This is a genomic window from Streptomyces sp. NPDC057963 (assembly GCF_042887155.1).
GTDB lineage: Bacteria > Actinomycetota > Actinomycetes > Streptomycetales > Streptomycetaceae > Streptomyces.
Genome location: NZ_JBHVPX010000003.1, coordinates 195,518 through 214,398, shown reverse-complemented (window position 1 = coordinate 214,398; position 18,881 = coordinate 195,518). Strand labels below are relative to the sequence as shown.

Sequence of the window (18,881 nt, the reverse complement as noted above, 5' to 3'; positions counted from 1 at the left end):
ACCATGTGCCGTGTGGTCGATCTGCAGCAGGCAGTACTCGCGAAGAACGACACGACCGCGCACCGCCTGCGCACCGAACTCGCCGCCCGCGGCACCGCGGTCGTCAACCTGCTTTCCAGTCCGGGCAGCGGGAAGACGGCACTGCTCGAACGCGAACTGGTCCTGGCCCGTGAGACGGGCGTCCCCGTCGCGGCGCTGACCGCCGACCTGGCCACCGAGAACGACGCCGTGCGACTGGCCCGTTCCGGCGCCCCGGTCAAACAGGTGCTCACCGACGGACTCTGCCACCTGGAGGCCCGGATGCTGGGCGGGCACCTCGACGGGTGGCTGCCCGAGGACACGCGGCTCCTCTTCGTGGAGAACGTGGGCAACCTCGTGTGCCCGGCCTCGTACGACCTCGGCGAAACGCTGAGGGTCGTCCTCGCCTCGGTCACCGAGGGCGAGGACAAGCCGCTGAAGTACCCCACCGCCTTCGGGCTGGCCCATCTGGTGCTCGTCACCAAGACGGACATCGCCGAGGCCGTGGAGTTCGACGAGGGCGCCTTCCGCGCCCACGTCGAGCAGGTCAACCCCGGTGTGGAGGTGCTCCTCACCTCGGCCCGGCGCGGTGACGGCGTCGGGGCACTCCTCGACCGGGCGCTGGGCGCCGCGAACGGAGCCCCCGTCCACCGGCCCGTCATGGCCCGCCAGCACCACTCCGCGTACGCCCACGCACACGCCCACGCACACGCGGAGCAGGGCGGGGCGCCTCACGGCGGGCCCCACACGCATGCCGACCCGGGCGGACCGGGCGATGTGCCGCAGGCGCCCGGCGCCATGGCGCAGAACCGCGCGTGACGGCGCAACGGTCCGGCCCGGCCACGGGTGAGCCGGCGCAGCGCCGCCGGGTCGTCGTCCGGGGTGTGGTCCAAGGCGTCGGGTTCCGGCCCTACTTGTACACACGCGCCCTCGCGATGGGCCTGGCGGGGCACGTCACCAACACCCCCGAGGGCGTCGTCGCGGAAGTCGAGGGCCCACCGGCCGTCGTGGCCGTGTTCTGCGAAGGGATCGCCGCGGACGCACCGCCCCTGGCCGTTCTCGATTCTGTCGAGCACCGCGAGGTTCCCGCCGCGGGCGGCGCCGGGTTCACCATCGTCGCCTCCCGGAGCGGCGGCCCCTCACGCACCCTGGTCCCCCCGGACGCGGCCACCTGCGCCGACTGCCTGGCCGAGCTGGCCGACCCCGCGGACCGGCGCCACCGGCACCCGTTCATCACCTGCACCAACTGCGGGCCGCGCTTCACCATCGTCACGGATCTGCCGTACGACCGCGCGCACACCACCATGGCCCGCTTCCCCATGTGCCCCGACTGCGCCCGCGAATACGCCGACCCCGCGGACCGCCGCTTCCACGCCCAGCCCGTCGCCTGCCACCGCTGCGGCCCCCGCCTCGATCTGCTGGTGGCGCACCCGGACCCGGACAGGGCCCCGCGACGGGCGACCGCTGCGGACCCGGTCGCCGAGGCCCGCAGGCTCCTGGCCGACGGGGCGATCCTGGCCGTCAAGGGGATCGGCGGCTACCACCTCGCGTGCGACGCGACCGACTCCCGGGCGGTGGCCGGACTCCGCCGCCGCAAGGCCCGCGGCGACAAGCCGTTCGCCCTGATGGCCCACGACATCGGCGACATCGCACACCTCGTCCGTATCGGCGCCGAGGAGCGGGCCCTGCTCACCGGCGCCGTCCGGCCGATCGTCCTGCTGAGACGCCGCAGCCGTGCCGTCCGCCCGCCAGGTGCTCCCGAACCGTCGGACAACGTCGCCCCGGGCAGTCCCGACCTCGGCGTCATGCTTGCCTACACCCCCCTGCACCACCTGCTCCTCGGTCTGCCCGGCGATCCCGCCGGGCCGCGTCTGCTCGTCATGACCAGCGGCAACGTGGCCGGGGAGCCCATCGTCACCGACGACGCCGAGGCGCTCACCCGGCTCGCCCGGCTGGCCGACGCCTGGCTGATCCACGACCGCCCGATCCAGGTGCCGTGCGACGACTCGGTCGTACGCGTCTGCGACGGGGAGCGGCTCACCGTACGCCGTTCGCGCGGATACGCCCCCCGGCCCGTCGAACTGCCCATCCCGGTACCGGCGGTCCTTGCCGCGGGGGGCGATCTGAAGAACACCCTGTGCCTGGCGGAAGGGCGCAGAGCCTGGCTGTCCGCCCACATCGGCGACATGGACGACCTGGCCACACAACGGGCCTTCGAGCACGCCGGACAGCAGCTGGCGACCATCACCGGAGTGCGGGCCGAGATCCTGGCCGTCGACCGGCATCCCGGATACCGCTCGGGGAAGCTGACCCGCCGTCTGGCCGGCGAACGGCACGTCGTACGCGTACAGCACCACCACGCGCACATCGCCTCGGCCATGGCCGAGCACGGCCTGGACGGCAGCGGACGGGTGATCGGCGTCGCGTTCGACGGCACCGGCTACGGCGACGACGGGGCCGTGTGGGGCGGAGAGTTCCTGCTGGCGGACTACGACGGGTACCACCGGTTCGGGCATCTCGCGTACGTCCCTCTGCCGGGCGGCGACGCCGCCGTACACCGCCCGTACCGCATGGCCCTGGCACATCTGCACGCGGCCGGCATCGGCTGGGCGCGGGACCTGCCGTGTACGGCCGCCTGTGAACCGGGAGAACAGGGCGTACTGGCACGGCAGTTGGAACGGAATGTCAACTGCGTCCCCACCTCCAGCATGGGCCGGCTGTTCGATGCCGTCTCCTCCCTGACCGGCATCTGCCACCGGGCCGGATACGAGGCCCAGGCCGCCGTCGAACTCGAGAACGCCGCGCTGGGGACGGCCGGGGACGACTGCGCCGGATACGGCTTCGCGCTGCGCGCTCCCGCACCGGACACCGGGGGCGCGCTGATCGCCGACCCCGCGCCCGTACTGTCGGCGGTGGTCGACGACGTGCGCGCGCATACCGCGCCGGGGGTCGTCGCGGCACGCTTCCACGAGGCGGTCGCCGCTCTCGTCCGCAACACCTGCGTGCTGGCGCGTGAGCAGTACGGCCTGAACACCGTGGCCCTGACCGGCGGGGTGTTCGCCAATACGCGGCTCTCCTCGGCCTGTGCCCGGACGCTCCGGCGTCGCGGCTTCACCGTCCTGCGGCACCACCGGGTACCCCCGAACGACGGAGGACTGGCCCTGGGGCAGGTGATGGTGGCCGCCCGGACACGCACGGGCGGCACCGACGCGGCGCGGGGGAGCACAGCCACCCAATGACGGCGTGTCCCGGCAGGGGCCGGGCAGGCGATCAACCACAGCAAGGAGGAGCCATGTGCCTGGCGGTGCCCGGCAGAGTACTGGAAATCGAGGAACGGGACGGCACCCGCATGGCCACCGTCGACTTCGGCGGAGTGGTCAAGGAAGCATGCCTGGAGTATCTGCCGGACCTTCGGGTCGGCGAGTACGCCATCGTCCACGTGGGGTTCGCCCTGCAGAAGCTGGACGAGGAATCGGCCCGGCAGACACTGGAGTTGTTCGCCCAGCTCGGCATGCTTCAGGAGGAGTTCGGCGACCCTTGGGAAATGGCGGCAGAGGCGGGCGGACTGCCGCTGCCCGGCGCCGACGACGCATCGCGGGAGGCGCGGCAGTGAAGTACATCGACGAATTCCAGGACCCCGGACTGGCCCGGCGGCTGCTCGACGAGATCCACTCCACCGTGACCAGGCCGTGGGCGCTGATGGAGGTCTGCGGCGGGCAGACCCACACCATCATCCGGCACGGCATCGATCAACTGCTGCCGGACCAGGTGGAACTGATCCACGGACCGGGCTGCCCGGTGTGCGTCACTCCTCTGGAAGTCATCGACAAGGCGCTCGCGATCGCCTCCCGCCCCGAGGTGATCTTCTGCTCGTTCGGTGACATGCTCCGCGTGCCCGGCACCGGCAAGGACCTCTTCCGGGTCCGCAGCGAGGGCGGTGACGTACGGGTCGTGTACTCCCCCCTCGACGCGCTGAAGATCGCCCAGCAGAACCCGGACCGGGAGGTCGTGTTCTTCGGGATCGGCTTCGAAACCACCGCGCCTCCCAACGCCATGACGGTCTGTCAGGCCCGCAGGCTCGGCATCCGCAACTTCAGTCTGCTGGTGTCCCATGTCCGGGTGCCACCGGCGATCGAGGCGATCATGCGGTCGCCCGGCTGCCGGGTGCAGGCGTTCCTCGCCGCAGGGCATGTGTGCAGCGTGATGGGGATGGGCGAGTATCCCGGACTGGCCGAACGGTTCGGCGTCCCGATCGTGGTGACCGGATTCGAGCCGCTGGACATCCTGGAAGGCGTGCGCCGGACCGTGGCCCAACTGGAACGCGGTGAACACACGGTGGAGAACGCCTACCCGCGCGCGGTGCGCCCCGAGGGAAACCCTGCCGCCCTGGCCATGCTGGAGGACGTCTTCGAGGTGACCGACCGGGCCTGGCGCGGCATCGGCGTCATCCCCCGCAGCGGCTGGCGGCTCTCCCCGCGCTATCGGGACTACGACGCGGAGTACCGCTTCCCGGTGACCGGCATCGATACCCGTGAACCCGCGCAGTGCCGCAGCGGAGAGGTCCTGCAGGGCCTGCTCAAGCCTCACGAATGCGAGGCGTTCGGCACGGCCTGCACCCCTCGCACCCCGCTCGGAGCGACCATGGTCTCCAGCGAGGGCGCCTGCGCCGCGTACTACCTCTACCGGCGGCTGGACATGAAGAACACCTCACCCCTGGAGGCGAGCCCCGTTGGCTGAGACCGTCGAGACCCCCACGCGCGGCGACGGAGCGACGAGCCCCGGAAACGCCTCGGCGGCGTCCGTCCCCGGCGCCCCGCCGCTCGATCCCACGGCATGGACGTGCCCGGCTCCCCTGCGGGACCATCCGCGTGTCGTGATGGGCCACGGCGGCGGCGGCGCGCTCTCCGCCGAACTGGTCGAGCACATCTTCGCCCCCGCCTTCGGGGGCGAGGTGCTCGCACAGCTGGGGGATTCGGCGTCCGTGTCGCTGGGCGGCGCCCGGCTGGCCTTCTCCACGGACTCCTTCGTGGTGCGGCCGCTGTTCTTCCCCGGCGGCAGTATCGGCGACCTCGCCGTGAACGGCACCGTCAACGACCTGGCCATGAGCGGAGCGCGTGCCGCCTATCTGTCCTGCGGGTTCATCCTGGAGGAGGGCGTCGAACTCTCCGTCGTCGCCCGCGTCGCCCAGGCATTCGGCGCCGCCGCGCGCAACGCCGGCGTGGAGGTGGCTACCGGGGACACCAAGGTGGTCGAAGCAGGTCACGGGGACGGCATCTTCATCAACACCGCCGGTATCGGCCTCATCCCGGCCGGCGTCGACCTGCGTCCGCAGCGCGTCGTCCCGGGTGACGTCGTGATCGTCAGTGGGGCGATCGGTGTCCATGGCGTCGCGATCATGAGTGTGCGCGAGGGCCTGGAGTTCGGGGTCGGGATCGAGAGCGACTGCGCGGCGCTGGGCGGACTCGTGGCGGCCGCGCTCGCGGTCACCCCGGATCTGCACGTACTGCGCGACCCCACCCGCGGAGGGCTCGCCGCGTCCCTCAACGAGATCGCCGCGGCGTCGGGCACCGGCGTCGTCATCCGGGAGCGGGACGTCCCCGTCCCCGAGCCGGTGGCCAATGCCTGCGCCATCCTGGGCCTCGACCCGATGTACGTCGCCAACGAGGGGAAGATGGTCGCGTTCGTGCCGCGTGAACACGCCGACGCGGTCCTGGACGCGATGCGCGCACACCCGCTGGGCCGGGACGCCGCCGTGATCGGTGAGGTGGTGGACGCCCACCCGGGCATGGTGGTGGCCCGCACCGGGCTCGGCGGTACACGGGTGGTCGACCTGCCGGTCGGGGAGCAGCTGCCGCGGATCTGCTGACGGCCCGCCGCCCCGGGCCGGATCCCACGGCATGCCCGCCCCGCGGGCATGCCGGATTCGCCCGCGCAGAACGGGAGTTCACCGACCGTGCAGGGTTGCCCGCGCTCCTGGGGCCCGGCCGCGGGGGCACGGCGGCACGAACCGCTGTGTCCGGTGTGGCACGCCGCTCCCGCGCCACGACCGGCCCGGCCGGCGCTCGCCCCGCCGTCAACGGCCCGGCCGGCCTCCATCCGGCCCTCCGTGCCGTGGGCCGCCCCGGACGGAGCCCCCCGCCACCACGCAGGGTCCGCCGACATACCGGAGGAACCGTTCCGCCCGCACTCCGGTCAGGGCGCGGCGATACCCCGCTGTACGGCTCCCACTGCACCGAACCAGCCATTTCGTGTTGCCGGCCGGGCCCCGCGCCCGGTCGGCCACCGAGTCGTACCTGCGGCGGTGCTGGGACGGACGGCAGGGCACCGGAAGCGCCCGAGAAGCGTCAAGCGCTGTTCTGGCCAACCGGTTGCAGATGCCCGGAGCAAGGGCGTGGTGCGCCGGGGGGCAGATGCCTAAGGTCTGAGTGCGCACAGCGGGGCAGAGCGGTCGAACCATGGAAAAGGTCAACGACACATCGTTCAGGGAGAAGCAGTGCCGCGTGTCAAACCCGTCTTGGCACGGGCCCTCCGTACGACTCCGTTACTTCACCTGGACGTCGCCCACCGGGGCCGGGTGCGGCGTCTGGGACTGAAGCTCGAGGAGCACGGCCCCACCGGCTCGGTGAAGGACCGCAGCGCCGTCGGACTGCTGCGGGCACTGCACGAAGAACGGCCGCTCATACCGGGCACCGTGGTGGTCGAGTCCACCTCCGGCAATCTCGGCCTGGCCCTGGCCCGGCTGCTGCCCTCCATAGGCTGCGTCTTCCTCGCGGTGGTCGATCTCAAGACCCCGCACGCCACCCGCACCATGCTCACCGACCTCGGCGCCCGGGTGATCGTCGTCGACGAACCCGACGGCCAGGGCGGCTACCTGCTGAGCCGGCTGCGCACGGTGCGTGAACTGTGCGACCGGAACCCCGGATACCGCTGGCCCAACCAGTACGAGAACTGGGCCTCGCCCGACATCCACCGCCGCACCACCGGACCCGAGATCACCGTGCAGGCGGGACCGGATCTCGGCACGGTGTACGTACCGGTCTCCACCGGCGGCACCCTCGCCGGCATCAGCGCGCATCTGCGCGAGCACCGGCCCGACGTCGCCGCGGTCGCCGTGGACGTACGCGGCTCGCTGGCCGTCGCGGGCAGCGCCGGACGCCGGCTGATCCCGGGCATCGGGGCCAGCCGTCCCTCGGCCTTCCTGAATGGGCCGCACAGCTACGACCGTGCCGTGCACGTCGACGACATCGAGGCGATGGCCGTCTGCCGGATCCTCGCCGAGGACGCGGGGCTCGTACTCGGGGGATCCAGCGGCTGTGCCGTGCGCGCGCTGCTGGCCGACGGGGACAACGGCCGCACGGACGACCGGCTGGCCGTCTGCCTGGCCGCCGACGGCGGCGGCAAATACCGCGACACCCTCTACTCCGACGACTGGGCGACCGAGCAGGGCATCGTCAAGGAGATCACCGCCGTCGTGGAACAACTGCGCCGCGAGGGCCTCTTCTTCGACCGAAAGCACCAGGAGCACTGACCATGGGCACGAGCACCACCCTCGACCGGCGGCCGGCGGGAACCGACCACCGGCAGTTCCTGCCGCTGGTCCAGGGCGCCACGCTGATCGAGTGGACCGGCACGGGACTGTTCCTCGCCGTCTCGACCATCTACTTCGTCAAGGTCGCCCATCTCAGCACCTCGTCCGTCGGCACCGGCCTGACGATCGGCGGAGCCGTCGCCATCGCCGCCGCCGTGCCCATCGCCCGGCTGGCCGGACGCTTCGGCCCGAAGCCCGTGCTGATCGGGGTGATGCTGCTGCGCGCGCTGGCCACCGTCGGCTACCTCTGGGTGGACGGCTGGTGGAGCTTCCTCCTCGTGGTCGCCGTCATCGCCGTCACCGAGCAGTCCTCGCCCCCGCTCGTGCAGTCGTACGTCGGGGCGCGAGCCCCCGAGAGCCTGCGCGCGAAGGTGATGGCCGTGCAGCGCACCGTCGTGAACCTCGGCATCAGCCTGGGCGGGCTGATCGCCGGGTTCGCCCTGGGCTCAGGGGCGCCCGGAGCCTTCCGGCCCCTGTTGACCGGCGGCGCACTCGCCTATGTGGCGGTGGCCGTGGTGTACGCCACCGCGCGGGGAGAGGGGGCCACGACCGCTGTCGAGAGCACCGGCGTCGCGGATCTGCTCAAGGACCGCCGGCTGCTGGGCTTCACCGCGTACAACGCACTGGTGTCGCTCTGGATGCCGGTGCTCAATGTGGCCTTCCCGCTGTGGCTCGTCACCGAGACGGACGTGCCGGAGCGTTACGTGGGCATCCTGTACGCCGTCAACACCGTGCTGTGCATCGCCCTCCAGTACCCCCTCAACCGCTGCTACAGCACGACGCGCCGGGCGTGGTACTCGTACGCGACCGCGTCCCTGCTGCTCAGCCTGGGCGCCCTCGCCTTCGCCCTCGCACCCGGCTTCGGAGCGCGGGAAGCACTGCTGGTGCTCGGCGCCGCCGTCGTCCTTCTGACGTTCGCCGAACTGCTCCAGGTCGGCGCCTCGTGGACCCTCTCCTTCGACCTGGCACCGGAGCGGGCCCGCAGCGCCTACCTGGTGCTGTTCAACACCAGCCGCACCGTCGCCAACCGGGTCGCGGGCCCGGTGCTGATGACCGGCGTCGTCCTCGCCCTCGGCACGGCCGGCTGGGCCGCACTCGCCTGTGTCCTGCTGCTCGGCGCGCTCGTCCCCTTCGCGATGCTGCGCGGAGCGCGCGGCACCGGTGACTGAACCACCCCCGCACCTGTCCGGCACCATCACCGACCCTCTTGCCAAGGAGCCCCGCCCGCCATGGACTTCGAGCAATACCCCGACAGCCACTTCCGATACCTGACCCGCGCGGACGTCATCGAGGCGGCCCGCGACGTGGACATCGTGGCGGCGGTGGCCGAGGCGCTCACGCTGCACTCCGCCGGACAGTCGGTCCTCCCCGAGGAGGCCTACCTCGGCTGGACCACCCCGCAGGGCGACTCGGCCCGGCTGCTGGCCATGCCCGGCGCGCTGGTCCAGGACGGCAGGCCACCGGTCATCGGCATGAAGACCATCAACGCCTCGATCGGCAACCCGGCACGCGGCATTCCGCGCTCCCAGGGCTTCACCCTGCTCCTCGACCCGGAGACCGCCCGCCCCCTCGCTCTGATGGAGGCCGCGTACATCAGCGCGATGCGCACCGCGGCGGTGACGGCGCTCGCCGTTCGCCACCTGGCGGTCGAGGAGCCACGACAGCTCGCGCTCCTGGGCTGCGGCGCGCTCGCACAGGCGCACGTGGCACTGCTGCTGCGCACCGTTCCCACCCTCGACCGCATAGCGCTGTACGACGTGGCGCCCGACCGTGCGAAGTCCGTCGCCCGGTACATCGCCTCGCTCCCCGGGGCCGCGGACATCGAGACGGTGCTCGCCGACGGCCCGCGGGAGGCGGTACGGGACGCCGAACTCGTGGTACCCGTGACGACGGTGACCCAGGGCTACATCGAGCCGGAGTGGCTGCGTCCGGGCGCGCTCGTCTGCCATGTCTCGCTGGACGACCTCACCGAGGCGGCGGTCCTCGCGGCCGGCACGGTGATCGTCGACGACTGGAGCCTGGTCCGTGACGACCCGCGCCGGCTGCTGGGCCGGATGCACCGGGCGGGCACCCTGCTCGGCCCCGACGGCGAACCGCGGGAAGGGGTCACCGCACAGCCCGGTGCCCGCCGCGTCGACGCCACCCTCGGCGATGTGCTCGCCGGCCGCCACCCGGGCCGCCGCGACCGGGACGAGATCGTGATCAGCAACCCGTTCGGCATGTCGATCCTCGACGTCGCCGTCGCCGACCGCATCCACGCCCGCGCCGAAACCGCCGGTCTGGGCGCCCGGCTCACACTCTGAAGAGGGATCCGCATGACGATCGACCAGAACGTCCAGGAGATCAACCGCACCATGTGGTCGTACGGGGAGTACCGGCACGTCGCCGATCTGCTGCGGCCCGGCGCCGACGAGCTGGTCGACCGGCTCGCCCCCGAACCGGCCACCCGCCACCTCGACATCGCCACCGGCAACGGCAACGTCGCACTGCTGTCCGCCCTGCGCGGCTCCGTGGTCACCGGGCTGGACCTGACCGACGAGTTCTTCCCCGACGCGCGCGAGCGGTTCGCGAAAGCCGGCGTCGAGGTGGAGCTGCACCGCGGCGACGCGCAGGAACTCCCCTTCGACGACGCCTCGTTCGACCTGGTCACCTCCACCTACGGGATCCAGTTCGCACCCGACCACGGCGCCTCCTCGGGCGAGATGGCCAGGGTGCTTCGGCCCGGCGGCCGGATCGGCATGTGCAACTGGACGGCACGCAGCTGGACCGCCCACTTCCAGGAGATCCTCTCCGCCTACTTCCCCTCGCCCAACGGACACCAGGGACAGCCCATGCTCTGGGGCTCCCCGGACTACCTCGGCGAACTCTTCGGCCCCGGATTCACGATCACGTCCGAACGCCGGGAACTCTTCTACCCGTTCGCCACCGCCGAGGACCTGGTCACCTTCTTCGAGAACTGCTTCGGCCCCTGCATCGCGGCGCGGAACACCATCTCGCCGCCCTCGCGCTGGAAGGAACTGCGGGCGGAGATGGTCGAGATGACCGAGGGCTTCCACACCACCGACGCACGCGGCACGGGCGTGCCCGTCGAGTATCTGCTCGTCACGGCGGAGAAGAAGGGGGACCGGTGACCGGCCTGCCCGAGCACTATCCGGTCCTCCCGCTGGCCGACGGGGCACGCGAGCGGGCCCTCGCCGCGGCGCTGACCCGCAGCGAACCGTACGAACTGGGCGAAGGAGTCCACGCGTACGTCGAGCGGCACGCGGCCGCGCATCCGGACCGCACGGCGATCGACGACGGCGGAACATCCATCGGCTACGGCGAGTTGGCGGACCGTATGCGCCGCACCGCCGCCGGGCTGGCGGCCGACGGGGTCTCGCGCGGACAGATCGTCGCGGTCGGCGGCCGCCGCGGCGGCGACGTCGTCACGGCCTTCCTCGCGCTGGAGCTGCTGGGCGCCGTCTACCTCCCGGTGGACGCGGGCTGGCCCGCCGCCCGCGTCGAGTCCCTGCTCACCGACAGCGGCGCCGTGCTCATGCTGACCACCGGCGGGCCGGAGCACAGCGGCGAACTGGTCAAGGGGGCCCGGGCCGCCGACGTCCCCACCGCAACACCCCGATCGGCGGACCCCCCGTACACCCGGACGGCGCCGCCCGCCCCCGACGAGGTGCGGTACGTCCTCTACACCTCCGGCTCGACCGGCCGCCCCAAGGCCGCGATCGTCGAGCACCAGGGGATGCTCAACCATCTGTGGGCCAAGGTCGACGACCTCGGGCTGACCGCGGACGACCGGCTCGCCCAGACCGCACCCCTGGGCTTCGACATCTCCGTCTGGCAGATGCTCGCCCCGCTGCTGGTCGGCGGCCGCGTACAGGTCTTCGACGACGAACAGGCGCAGGACGGCGCGCTGCTGCTGGAGGGGCTGCGCGGACACGGCACCACGGTGCTGGAAACCGTACCCACCCTGATCCGCTTCCTGCTCGACGCCCACGAGAGCGCCGGGACCGGCCCCGGCGCGCTGCGCTGGATGATCGCCACCGGCGAGGAGCTTCCGCCCGCCCTGGCCGGCCGGTGGCACGACGCCATGCCGGGCATCGGACTGCTCAACGCCTATGGCCCCACCGAGTGTTCGGACGATGTCACGCACGCCGTACTGGGCCCGCCGGCCGCCGGAGTGCGCCATCTGCCGATCGGCTCGCCCGTCGGAAACGCCGAACTGTACGTGCTGCGTGCCGAGGAGGGGGAGTGGCACGCCTGCGCGCACGGGGAGACCGGGGAGCTGTTCGTCGGGGGGCTCGTCGTGGGCCGCGGCTACCTCGGCGACCCGGACCGCACCGCACGCGCCTTCTACACCGACCCCTTCGGCGGCGGGCGCCTCTACCGCACCGGGGACGCCGTACGCGTACTGCCGGACGGCCAGCTGGAGTATCTGGGCCGGGTCGACCGGCAGGTGAAGCTCGGCGGCGTACGGATGGAACTCGCCGAGATCGAAGCGGTGCTCGGCGGCCATCCCGCGATCTCCGCCTGCGCCGTCACCGTCCACACCCCCGAGGACACCGGCGCCCTGGTGGCCCGGGAGAGCGCCCACACCCCGGTGGCCGCGCAACCGCCACGGCTCGTCGCGTACGTCACGGCCTCCGGCGGCGAGGTGGCGGAGGAATCACTCCGGGCCCATCTCGCCGAACGGCTCCCCGCGCCGATGGTGCCGCACACCTTCGTCGTCCTGCCCCGCCTCCCGCTCACCCGGAACGGCAAGACGGACTACAAGGCGCTCCCCGCACCACCGCGCCGCAGCCGTCCCGACCGCCGCCCGTACACGCCACCGCGCGGCGAGCCGGAGACCGCGATCGCGGCCCTGGTCGCCGACCTCCTCGGTACCGGACGCGTCGGCCGGAACGACTCGTTCCTGGAGCTGGGCGGCGACTCGCTGCTGGCCATGCGACTGGTCGCGGCCCTGCGCGCGACGGGATCGGCCGCGGGCCTGCGCGACGTCCTGCGCGACGGCAGCCCCGCCGCACTCGCCGCACTCGGCGGCGGCCAACGACAGCAGACGGCCGACAGCCGTCCGGAGCACGCCTGGGACGCTCCGCGGACCCGGCCCCTGACTCCGCAGCAGGCCGGTGTCTACTTCCACTGGCGACTCGACCCGCTCAGCCCCTACTACAGCTACCAGGGCTCCCTGGAGCTGGACGGGCCGCTGGACGCGGCGCGGCTGGCACGGGCCTGGCAGCTGCTCCTCGGCGAGAATCCGCTCCTCCTCGCCCGGTTCGCCGAGACCGACGAGCCGGGCGGGCAGGAAGTGGTGCACCACTACCCGCACTGGGAGGTGCCGCTGCCCGCACGGGCGCGGGACATCACCGCGGAGGAGTTCCGCGCGGTGGCCGCCGAGGAAGCCGCCAGGCCCTTCGACCTCCTGGCCGGACCGGCCCTGCGGACCGAGCTGTTCCGGCTGCCCGGCGGACAGCACCGGCTGCTGGTCACCATGCATGAACTGCTCCTGGACGGCTGGGGCGCCACCGTACTGTTCCAGCGGCTCGCCGAACTGTACGAGCAGCGGCCGGCCGGCCCCGACCCGGAGCGCGCCACCCGGTACGACCGCTACCTGGACCACGTGGAGGCGCGGCTGGCCACCGAGGAGGTGGCCGAGGCGGGGGAGTACTGGCTCCGCCGGCTCGCGGGCGAACTCCCGGCGCTGCAGATCGCGCAGAAGCCGCGGCCCGCCACACCCGCCTACCGGGGCGAGATCACCGAGACGGTCCTCGACGAGCACCTGTCCCAGCGGCTGCGCGACACCGCCCTGTCCGCCTCCGCCACCGCGTTCGTGCCACTGCTGGCCGCGTACGCGCTGGCCCTGAGCTACTACAGCGACGCCGACGAGGTGATCGTGGGCGCGCCGATGGCGGGCCGGGAGCGGCCGGAGACGGCCGAGGTCCCGGCGTTCACCCTGGCCATGCTGCCGCTGCGGCTGCACTTTGATCCGGCCGCGACCCTCGCGGAGTTCACCGCACAGGTGCGGGAGACCGTGTACGACGCGTACGCCGCGGCCGAGCACCCCTTCGGCTGGACGCTGCGGAGACTGCCGGCCGCCTCGCGCAGCTCGTCGGCGACCCCGGTCTTCCAGACCATGCTCAACATGCTGCCGTACCCGGCACGCGCCACCACCGCCTCGGACGTCGGGTTCCGCTTCGTCGAACTGGACACCGGCTACACCAAGTACGACTGCGCGCTGTACGTCCAGCCGCACGGCCCCGGCCGCCTGCTGCTGCAATACGCCTACCAGCGGGAACTGCTCGATGCCCCGGCCGCACGCAACGTACTGGAATCCACGCTGATCGCGCTGCGGGCCCTCACCGACCCGGAGCGTGCCGAGCACACCACCATCCGTTCCCTCGATCTGCTGCCCGGAGACGATCAACGATGACGACGCCGACCCTGCTGGAACGCTTCGCCGAGCAGGTGGCGGCCCACCCCCGGGCCGTAGCCCTGCGCCACACCGGCACCAGCCTCACCTACCGTGAACTCGACGAATGGAGTGGCCGGCTGGCCGCCCGGCTCGCCGCCAAGGGCACCGGACCGGGCACACTGGTGGCACTCGCCGCCCAGCGCGGCCCCGCGGCCGTCGCCGGAGTCCTCGCCGTACTGAAGACGGGCGCCGCCTACCTCGGGCTCGACCCCGCGATACCCGTGCGGCGGCAGCGCCGGATGGTGGAGGAGACGGGACCGCACTGCGTGCTGGCCGAGCCCGGACTCGACCAGTTCCCCACCCTGGACGCCCCTCGCGTCACGCTCGCCCCCCTCGACGAGGGCCCACTGCACCAGGCCCCCGAGCAGGAGCCGGACGAGGACGCGCTGTTCCACATCGTCTACACCTCGGGCACGACCGGGAACCCCAAGGGCGTACGCGTCAGCCGGCGGTCGGTCCGCGGACGGCTGGAATGGATGTGGCAGGACCACCCGTTCCCCGAGAACGCGGTGCTGGCCGTCCAGAAGTCGCTCGCCCTGGTCGCCTCGCCCTGGGAGCTGCTGGGCGGACTCCTCAAGGGCGTCCCGTCCGTCGTCCTCGGCACCGACGAGCTCCTCGACCCGGTGCTGTTCGCCGCGGCCGTCGAACAGGAGCGGATCACCCACCTGTTCCTGACCCCGCAACTGATCGCGGGGCTGCTGGAGGAGAGCGCGAAACGAACGGGCGGACACCAGCCCGTCCTGGTCACCAGCGGCGCCGACACCCTGCCGGTGGACACGGTCCTGCGCTTCCGCCGGGTCTGGCCCGACGCCACACTGCTCAACCTGTACGGCATGACGGAGACCGCCTCCAACGTCGCCGCCTACGACACCGCCCGGCTGCCCGCGGACGCCGAACGCGTGCCCGTCGGCAGCCCCGTCGCCGGTGCCTCGCTCTCGGTCCGCGACCGGCTCGGCCGGCGCCTGCCCCCCGGTGCGACGGGCGAGGTGTGGGTCTCCGGACCACCGCTCGCCCTCGGCTACCTCGGCGGTGACGGCGAGGACCGCTTCACCACAGACGACACCGGAGTCCTGCACTACCGCACGGGCGACCGGGGCCGCCAACTGCCGGACGCGGTACTGGAGATCACCGGCCGCGCCGACAACCAGATCAAGGTCCGCGGCTACCGCGTCGAACTGGAGGAGATCGAGGCCACGCTCCGCAAGGCGCCGGACATCACCGACGCCGGGGCGTACGCGCAGAGCGAGGACGGCGAGACACGCATCGTCGCCTGCGTCACCGCCGACGAGGAGACCGGCCCCGCCGCGCTGCGCGCGTATCTGCGCGACCGGCTGCCCGACTACATGCTGCCCGGCCGGATCCAGCAGGTCCCACGGCTCCCGCTGAGCACCAACGGCAAGCTCGACCGCGCCGCCCTGCGCACGCTCGTGGAGGGCATCGGACAGGAGCACACGGCCGGATTCGCCCCGTCCGACGCCACCGAGGCCGCCGTCGCGGCCCTCTGGCAGGAACTGCTCGGCGCCCCACCGGCGTCGGCGGACCAGAACTTCTTCGACGCGGGAGGCCACTCCCTGCTCGCCGTGCGGCTCGCCAACCGGCTGGCGGGCACGGCGGGCCGGCGCGTACCACTGCGCCGCATCCTCGGCGCACCCACCGTCAGCGCGATCGCCGCACTGTGCCGCGAGACCCAGCAGGAGGAGCAGGCATGAACGTCCCATGGCTGAGCGTGCCGGAGGAGAAGCCGCAGGGCGGTCCGGCCGGGACCCTCGCCGTCTGCTTCGCACCCACCGGGGCGCACGGTTCGACCTTCGCGAACTGGCGGGGTCTGCTGCCCGAGGACACCGCACTCGCGCTGATCACCCCGCCCGGCCGGGGCACCCGCATCGACGAGGAGCCCGTCACCGACATGGCCGCCTACGCGGACGCGGTGGCGGCCGGGATACGCGGGCTGCGGGGCGGGCGGCGGCTGGTGCTGATCGGCGTCAGCCTCGGTGCGCTGCTCGCGTACGAGACGTGCTGCCGGCTGCTCGACGCCGGGGTGCCGGTCGCGCGGCTGTGCGCGGTGGCCGGGCAGTGTCCCGGTGACTTCCACGGCGACGGCGGCGAGGTGACCGTCGAGGACGCCCGCGCCTTCGTCACCGGGACCGGACTGACCGACCCGGAGCTGCTGGCGGACCCCGAGTTCGAGGAGGTGCTGCTGCCCCCCGTCATCGCCGATCTGCGACTGGCCGCGGGCTACGACGGCAGCCGTACCCCCGTACCGCACGTCGAGCTGCGCGCGGTGTGGGCCACCGAGGACCCGCACGTGCCCGAGGTGACGGTGTGCCGCTGGGCCGACTGGACCCGCGGCGAGTGCACGACGCTGTCCGTCGAGGGCGGTCACTACGCCCACCAGGAGAATCCGGCCGCGGTCGTCGCCGCCTGCCTGGACGGCCTTCCCGGGGCCCGGCCGTCGCGCCGCTCCGTGCTCGGCGCCGGAGCGACGGCCGTCGCGGGCACGGTGCTGGGCCTCGGCGCGGTGGCGTCGGCGGCACCCAGGGCATCGGCCGCCCCCGCACCCGCTGCGCAGGGCGTCACCTTCGACGGGGATCCCACCGACCCCGTCGGCCTCGCCGTGGCCATGATCCGCCAGAACACCAGCAACCCCGGCGACGGAGCGCTCACCGAGCCGCTCGCCCACATGCTCCAGGGCATCTTCCGCGCGGCCGGGGTCGCCACCGAGATCGTGCCCACCCCCAAGGAGGGCAACGTCCACTTCCTCGCCCGCGTCCCCGGCCGCGGATCCGCCCGGAAGGAACCACTGGTCCTGCTGGGCCACTCCGATGTCGTCCCCGCCATCGGTGACACATGGACGACGGACCCCTTCGCCGGCGACATCAAGGACGGCAAGCTGTACGGCCGCGGCTCGCTCGACATGAAGGGCGTCAACGCCGCCTTCGTCGCCGCCCTGCTGCGCCATGTCCGCGAGGGCGCGGTCTTCGACCGCGACATCGTGTTCTGGTCCGACTGCGACGAGGAGCAGGGGCCCTACGGGGTGCGCTGGTTCCTCACCGAACACCCCGGCAGGGTCGAGGCGGGCACGGTCGTCACCGAGGGCGGCTGGGTGCTCAACCAGCGCGACGGCAGGACACCCATGATCGCCTCGCTCACCTGCAACGACAAGCGCTCCCTGCTGCTGCGGCTGGAGACCTCCTCGTACGCCACCCACACGTCCAAGCCGTTCACCGGACAGGCCGTGATCAGGCTGGGCGAGGTGCTGGAGCTACTGGGGGACTGGCGCGCCCACATCCGCCCCAACGCGCTGTCCCGGCAGTACTTCGCCGAACTCGCCGAGGCCACCGCCGACCGGCCGCTCGCCGAGGCCGTCCGGGCGATGCTCGACGCCCGTACGGAACAGCGGCGGGACAGGGCCGGCGAAACGGTGGTACGGCTCAGCGAGACCCCGGAGCTGCACAACGCGATGCTGCGGACCACGCTCGCCTTCACCTCCGCGCAGTCCGGCTACTACCCGAGCATCGTGCCGGGCACGGCGACCGCGGAGTTCCGGGCCGCCTTCCTGCCGGGCGCCGACGACCCGGGCCGCATCGTCGCCGAGCTGCGCTCACTGATCGGCAACCGGGCGGCGCTGTCCGTGGTCGGCAATCCCGGCGAGAGCGAGCAGCAGGCCCTGGACCGGCTGCGCGGCTACCTGGCCACACCCGATTCCAGCTACGACACGGACGTCTTCCGCGCCTGGCAGGCGGCCGTACGCCGGACACACCCCGGAGTACGCGCCACCGCCTGCCAGTTCGAGGCGGTCACCAGCGCGGTGCCGTTCCGGGAGCAGAACATACCCGTCTACGGCATGTACCCGTTCACCGTGAACCGGGACATGCTCAAGCGCATGCACGGCACCGACGAACACATCGGGGTGGATGCCCTCCGGCAGGGCACCGAGACCGTCTACCAGCTGCTGGCCGGACTGCGCGCCGGGGTCTGACCCGGCCGCGCCGTACCGGCCGGGCAGGCCCGTACGGCGCGGCCGCCGGACCCCGGTGTCATTCCACCCGCACCCAGTCGAGGGTGCGCTCGACCGCCCTCTTCCAGTCGGCGTATCCCTCGGCGCGCCGGTCCTCGCTCCACTGCGGCTCCCACCGCTTCGACTCCTGCCAGTGCTCCCGCAACTCGCCCTGGTCGCGCCAGAAGCCGGTGGCGGGCCCCGCCGCGTACGCGGCGCCCAGAGCGCGGTGGTCTCGGCGACGACGGGGCGGCTGACATGCACCCCGAGGGCATCCGCCTGGATCTGCATGCACAGGTCGTTGGCCGTGACGCCGCCGTCGACCTTGAGCACGTCGAGATGGACCCCGGAGTCCTGTTCCATTGGTCCCGCAGCCACTGCACGGCCGAACCCGTGACCGCGATGGAGCCCTCCAGCGCATGGACCGCCGGGCTCTTGCCGAACCGGTAGGCGACGGTGGTGAGCAGGCCGTGCCGCGACCGGATCGGCTCCGTACCCGTGTCGAGCAGGAGGAAGCTGCCCGTGCCGTACGTGTTCTTCGCCTCGCCGGGCTCGTGGCACACCTGGCCCACGGTGGCCGCCTGCTGGTCGCCGAGTACTCCGGTGACCGGGATCGCGGCCCGCAGGGGCCGGGACGTGCGCGTGCGGCCGTACGCCTCCGCGTCGGAGGACGGGTTGACGGCCGGCAGCATGGCCCTCGGAATGCCGCAGATGTCCAGCAGTTCGTCGTCCCCGTCGAGCGTCTCCAGGTTCATCGGCATCGTCCGGCTGGCATTGGTCACGTCGGTGGCGTGGATGCCGCCTTTCCCGGGGCC

At 72.6% G+C, this 18,881-nt stretch carries 12 protein-coding genes and 1 pseudogene; 12 read left to right on the top strand and 1 reads right to left on the bottom strand.

Annotated features, from left to right (window positions below; genetic code table 11):
• Window positions 1–3: 3 nt before the first annotated feature.
• The 12 genes from hypB (at window position 4) to ACFVT1_RS07965 (ending at window position 18,048) form a co-directional block, all read left to right on the top strand.
• On the top strand, window positions 4–837 hold the full coding sequence (gene hypB, locus ACFVT1_RS08020) for a hydrogenase nickel incorporation protein HypB (RefSeq protein ID WP_389793518.1): 834 nt from the start codon (window positions 4–6) through the stop codon (window positions 835–837).
• Window positions 834–3,257: a carbamoyltransferase HypF gene (gene hypF, locus ACFVT1_RS08015; protein ID WP_389793517.1), complete on the top strand. Its 2,424-nt coding sequence runs from the start codon at window positions 834–836 to the stop codon at window positions 3,255–3,257. The genes hypB and hypF overlap by 4 nt, the downstream gene beginning before the upstream one ends.
• Before the next feature lie 53 nt (window positions 3,258–3,310).
• Window positions 3,311–3,631 carry a HypC/HybG/HupF family hydrogenase formation chaperone gene (locus ACFVT1_RS08010; RefSeq protein ID WP_362202501.1) on the top strand — a complete coding sequence of 107 codons (321 nt, stop codon included), beginning with the start codon at window positions 3,311–3,313 and terminating at the stop codon, window positions 3,629–3,631.
• Window positions 3,628–4,755 carry a hydrogenase formation protein HypD gene (gene hypD / locus ACFVT1_RS08005; protein WP_389793516.1) on the top strand — a complete coding sequence of 376 codons (1,128 nt, stop codon included), beginning with the start codon at window positions 3,628–3,630 and terminating at the stop codon, window positions 4,753–4,755. Before ACFVT1_RS08010 ends, hypD begins: the two co-directional genes overlap by 4 nt.
• Window positions 4,756–4,894: 139 nt before the next feature.
• Window positions 4,895–5,884 (top strand): hydrogenase expression/formation protein HypE, encoded by a 990-nt coding sequence (gene hypE / locus ACFVT1_RS08000; RefSeq protein WP_389794056.1) that lies wholly within the window; start codon window positions 4,895–4,897, stop codon window positions 5,882–5,884.
• Window positions 5,885–6,511: 627 nt separating this feature from the next.
• Window positions 6,512–7,546, top strand: a complete 1,035-nt coding sequence (locus tag ACFVT1_RS07995; protein WP_389793515.1) for a pyridoxal-phosphate dependent enzyme — start codon at window positions 6,512–6,514, stop codon at window positions 7,544–7,546.
• 2 nt (window positions 7,547–7,548) lie between these two features.
• Complete coding sequence (locus ACFVT1_RS07990) at window positions 7,549–8,775, top strand: MFS transporter (RefSeq protein WP_389793514.1); 1,227 nt, start codon at window positions 7,549–7,551, stop codon at window positions 8,773–8,775.
• Between the two features lie 60 nt (window positions 8,776–8,835).
• Window positions 8,836–9,909 (top strand): ornithine cyclodeaminase family protein, encoded by a 1,074-nt coding sequence (locus ACFVT1_RS07985; RefSeq protein WP_389793513.1) that lies wholly within the window; start codon window positions 8,836–8,838, stop codon window positions 9,907–9,909.
• A 12-nt stretch (window positions 9,910–9,921) separates the two neighbouring features.
• Entirely contained in the window at window positions 9,922–10,737 is an 816-nt protein-coding gene (locus ACFVT1_RS07980) for a class I SAM-dependent methyltransferase (RefSeq protein ID WP_389793512.1), read from the top strand.
• The gene (locus tag ACFVT1_RS07975; RefSeq protein ID WP_389793511.1) at window positions 10,734–14,027 is read left to right on the top strand and encodes an amino acid adenylation domain-containing protein; all 3,294 of its coding nucleotides are present in this window, start codon (window positions 10,734–10,736) and stop codon (window positions 14,025–14,027) included. The genes ACFVT1_RS07980 and ACFVT1_RS07975 overlap by 4 nt, the downstream gene beginning before the upstream one ends.
• Window positions 14,024–15,778, top strand: coding sequence for an AMP-binding protein (locus ACFVT1_RS07970; RefSeq protein ID WP_389793510.1), 1,755 nt, complete (start codon window positions 14,024–14,026; stop codon window positions 15,776–15,778). Before ACFVT1_RS07975 ends, ACFVT1_RS07970 begins: the two co-directional genes overlap by 4 nt.
• On the top strand, window positions 15,775–18,048 hold the full coding sequence (locus tag ACFVT1_RS07965) for a M20/M25/M40 family metallo-hydrolase (protein ID WP_389793509.1): 2,274 nt from the start codon (window positions 15,775–15,777) through the stop codon (window positions 18,046–18,048). Before ACFVT1_RS07970 ends, ACFVT1_RS07965 begins: the two co-directional genes overlap by 4 nt.
• A gap of 58 nt (window positions 18,049–18,106) precedes the next feature.
• Here ACFVT1_RS07965 and ACFVT1_RS07960 read toward each other — a convergent pair.
• Window positions 18,107–18,881, bottom strand: a pseudogene (locus ACFVT1_RS07960) (FGGY-family carbohydrate kinase); the annotation flags it as partial.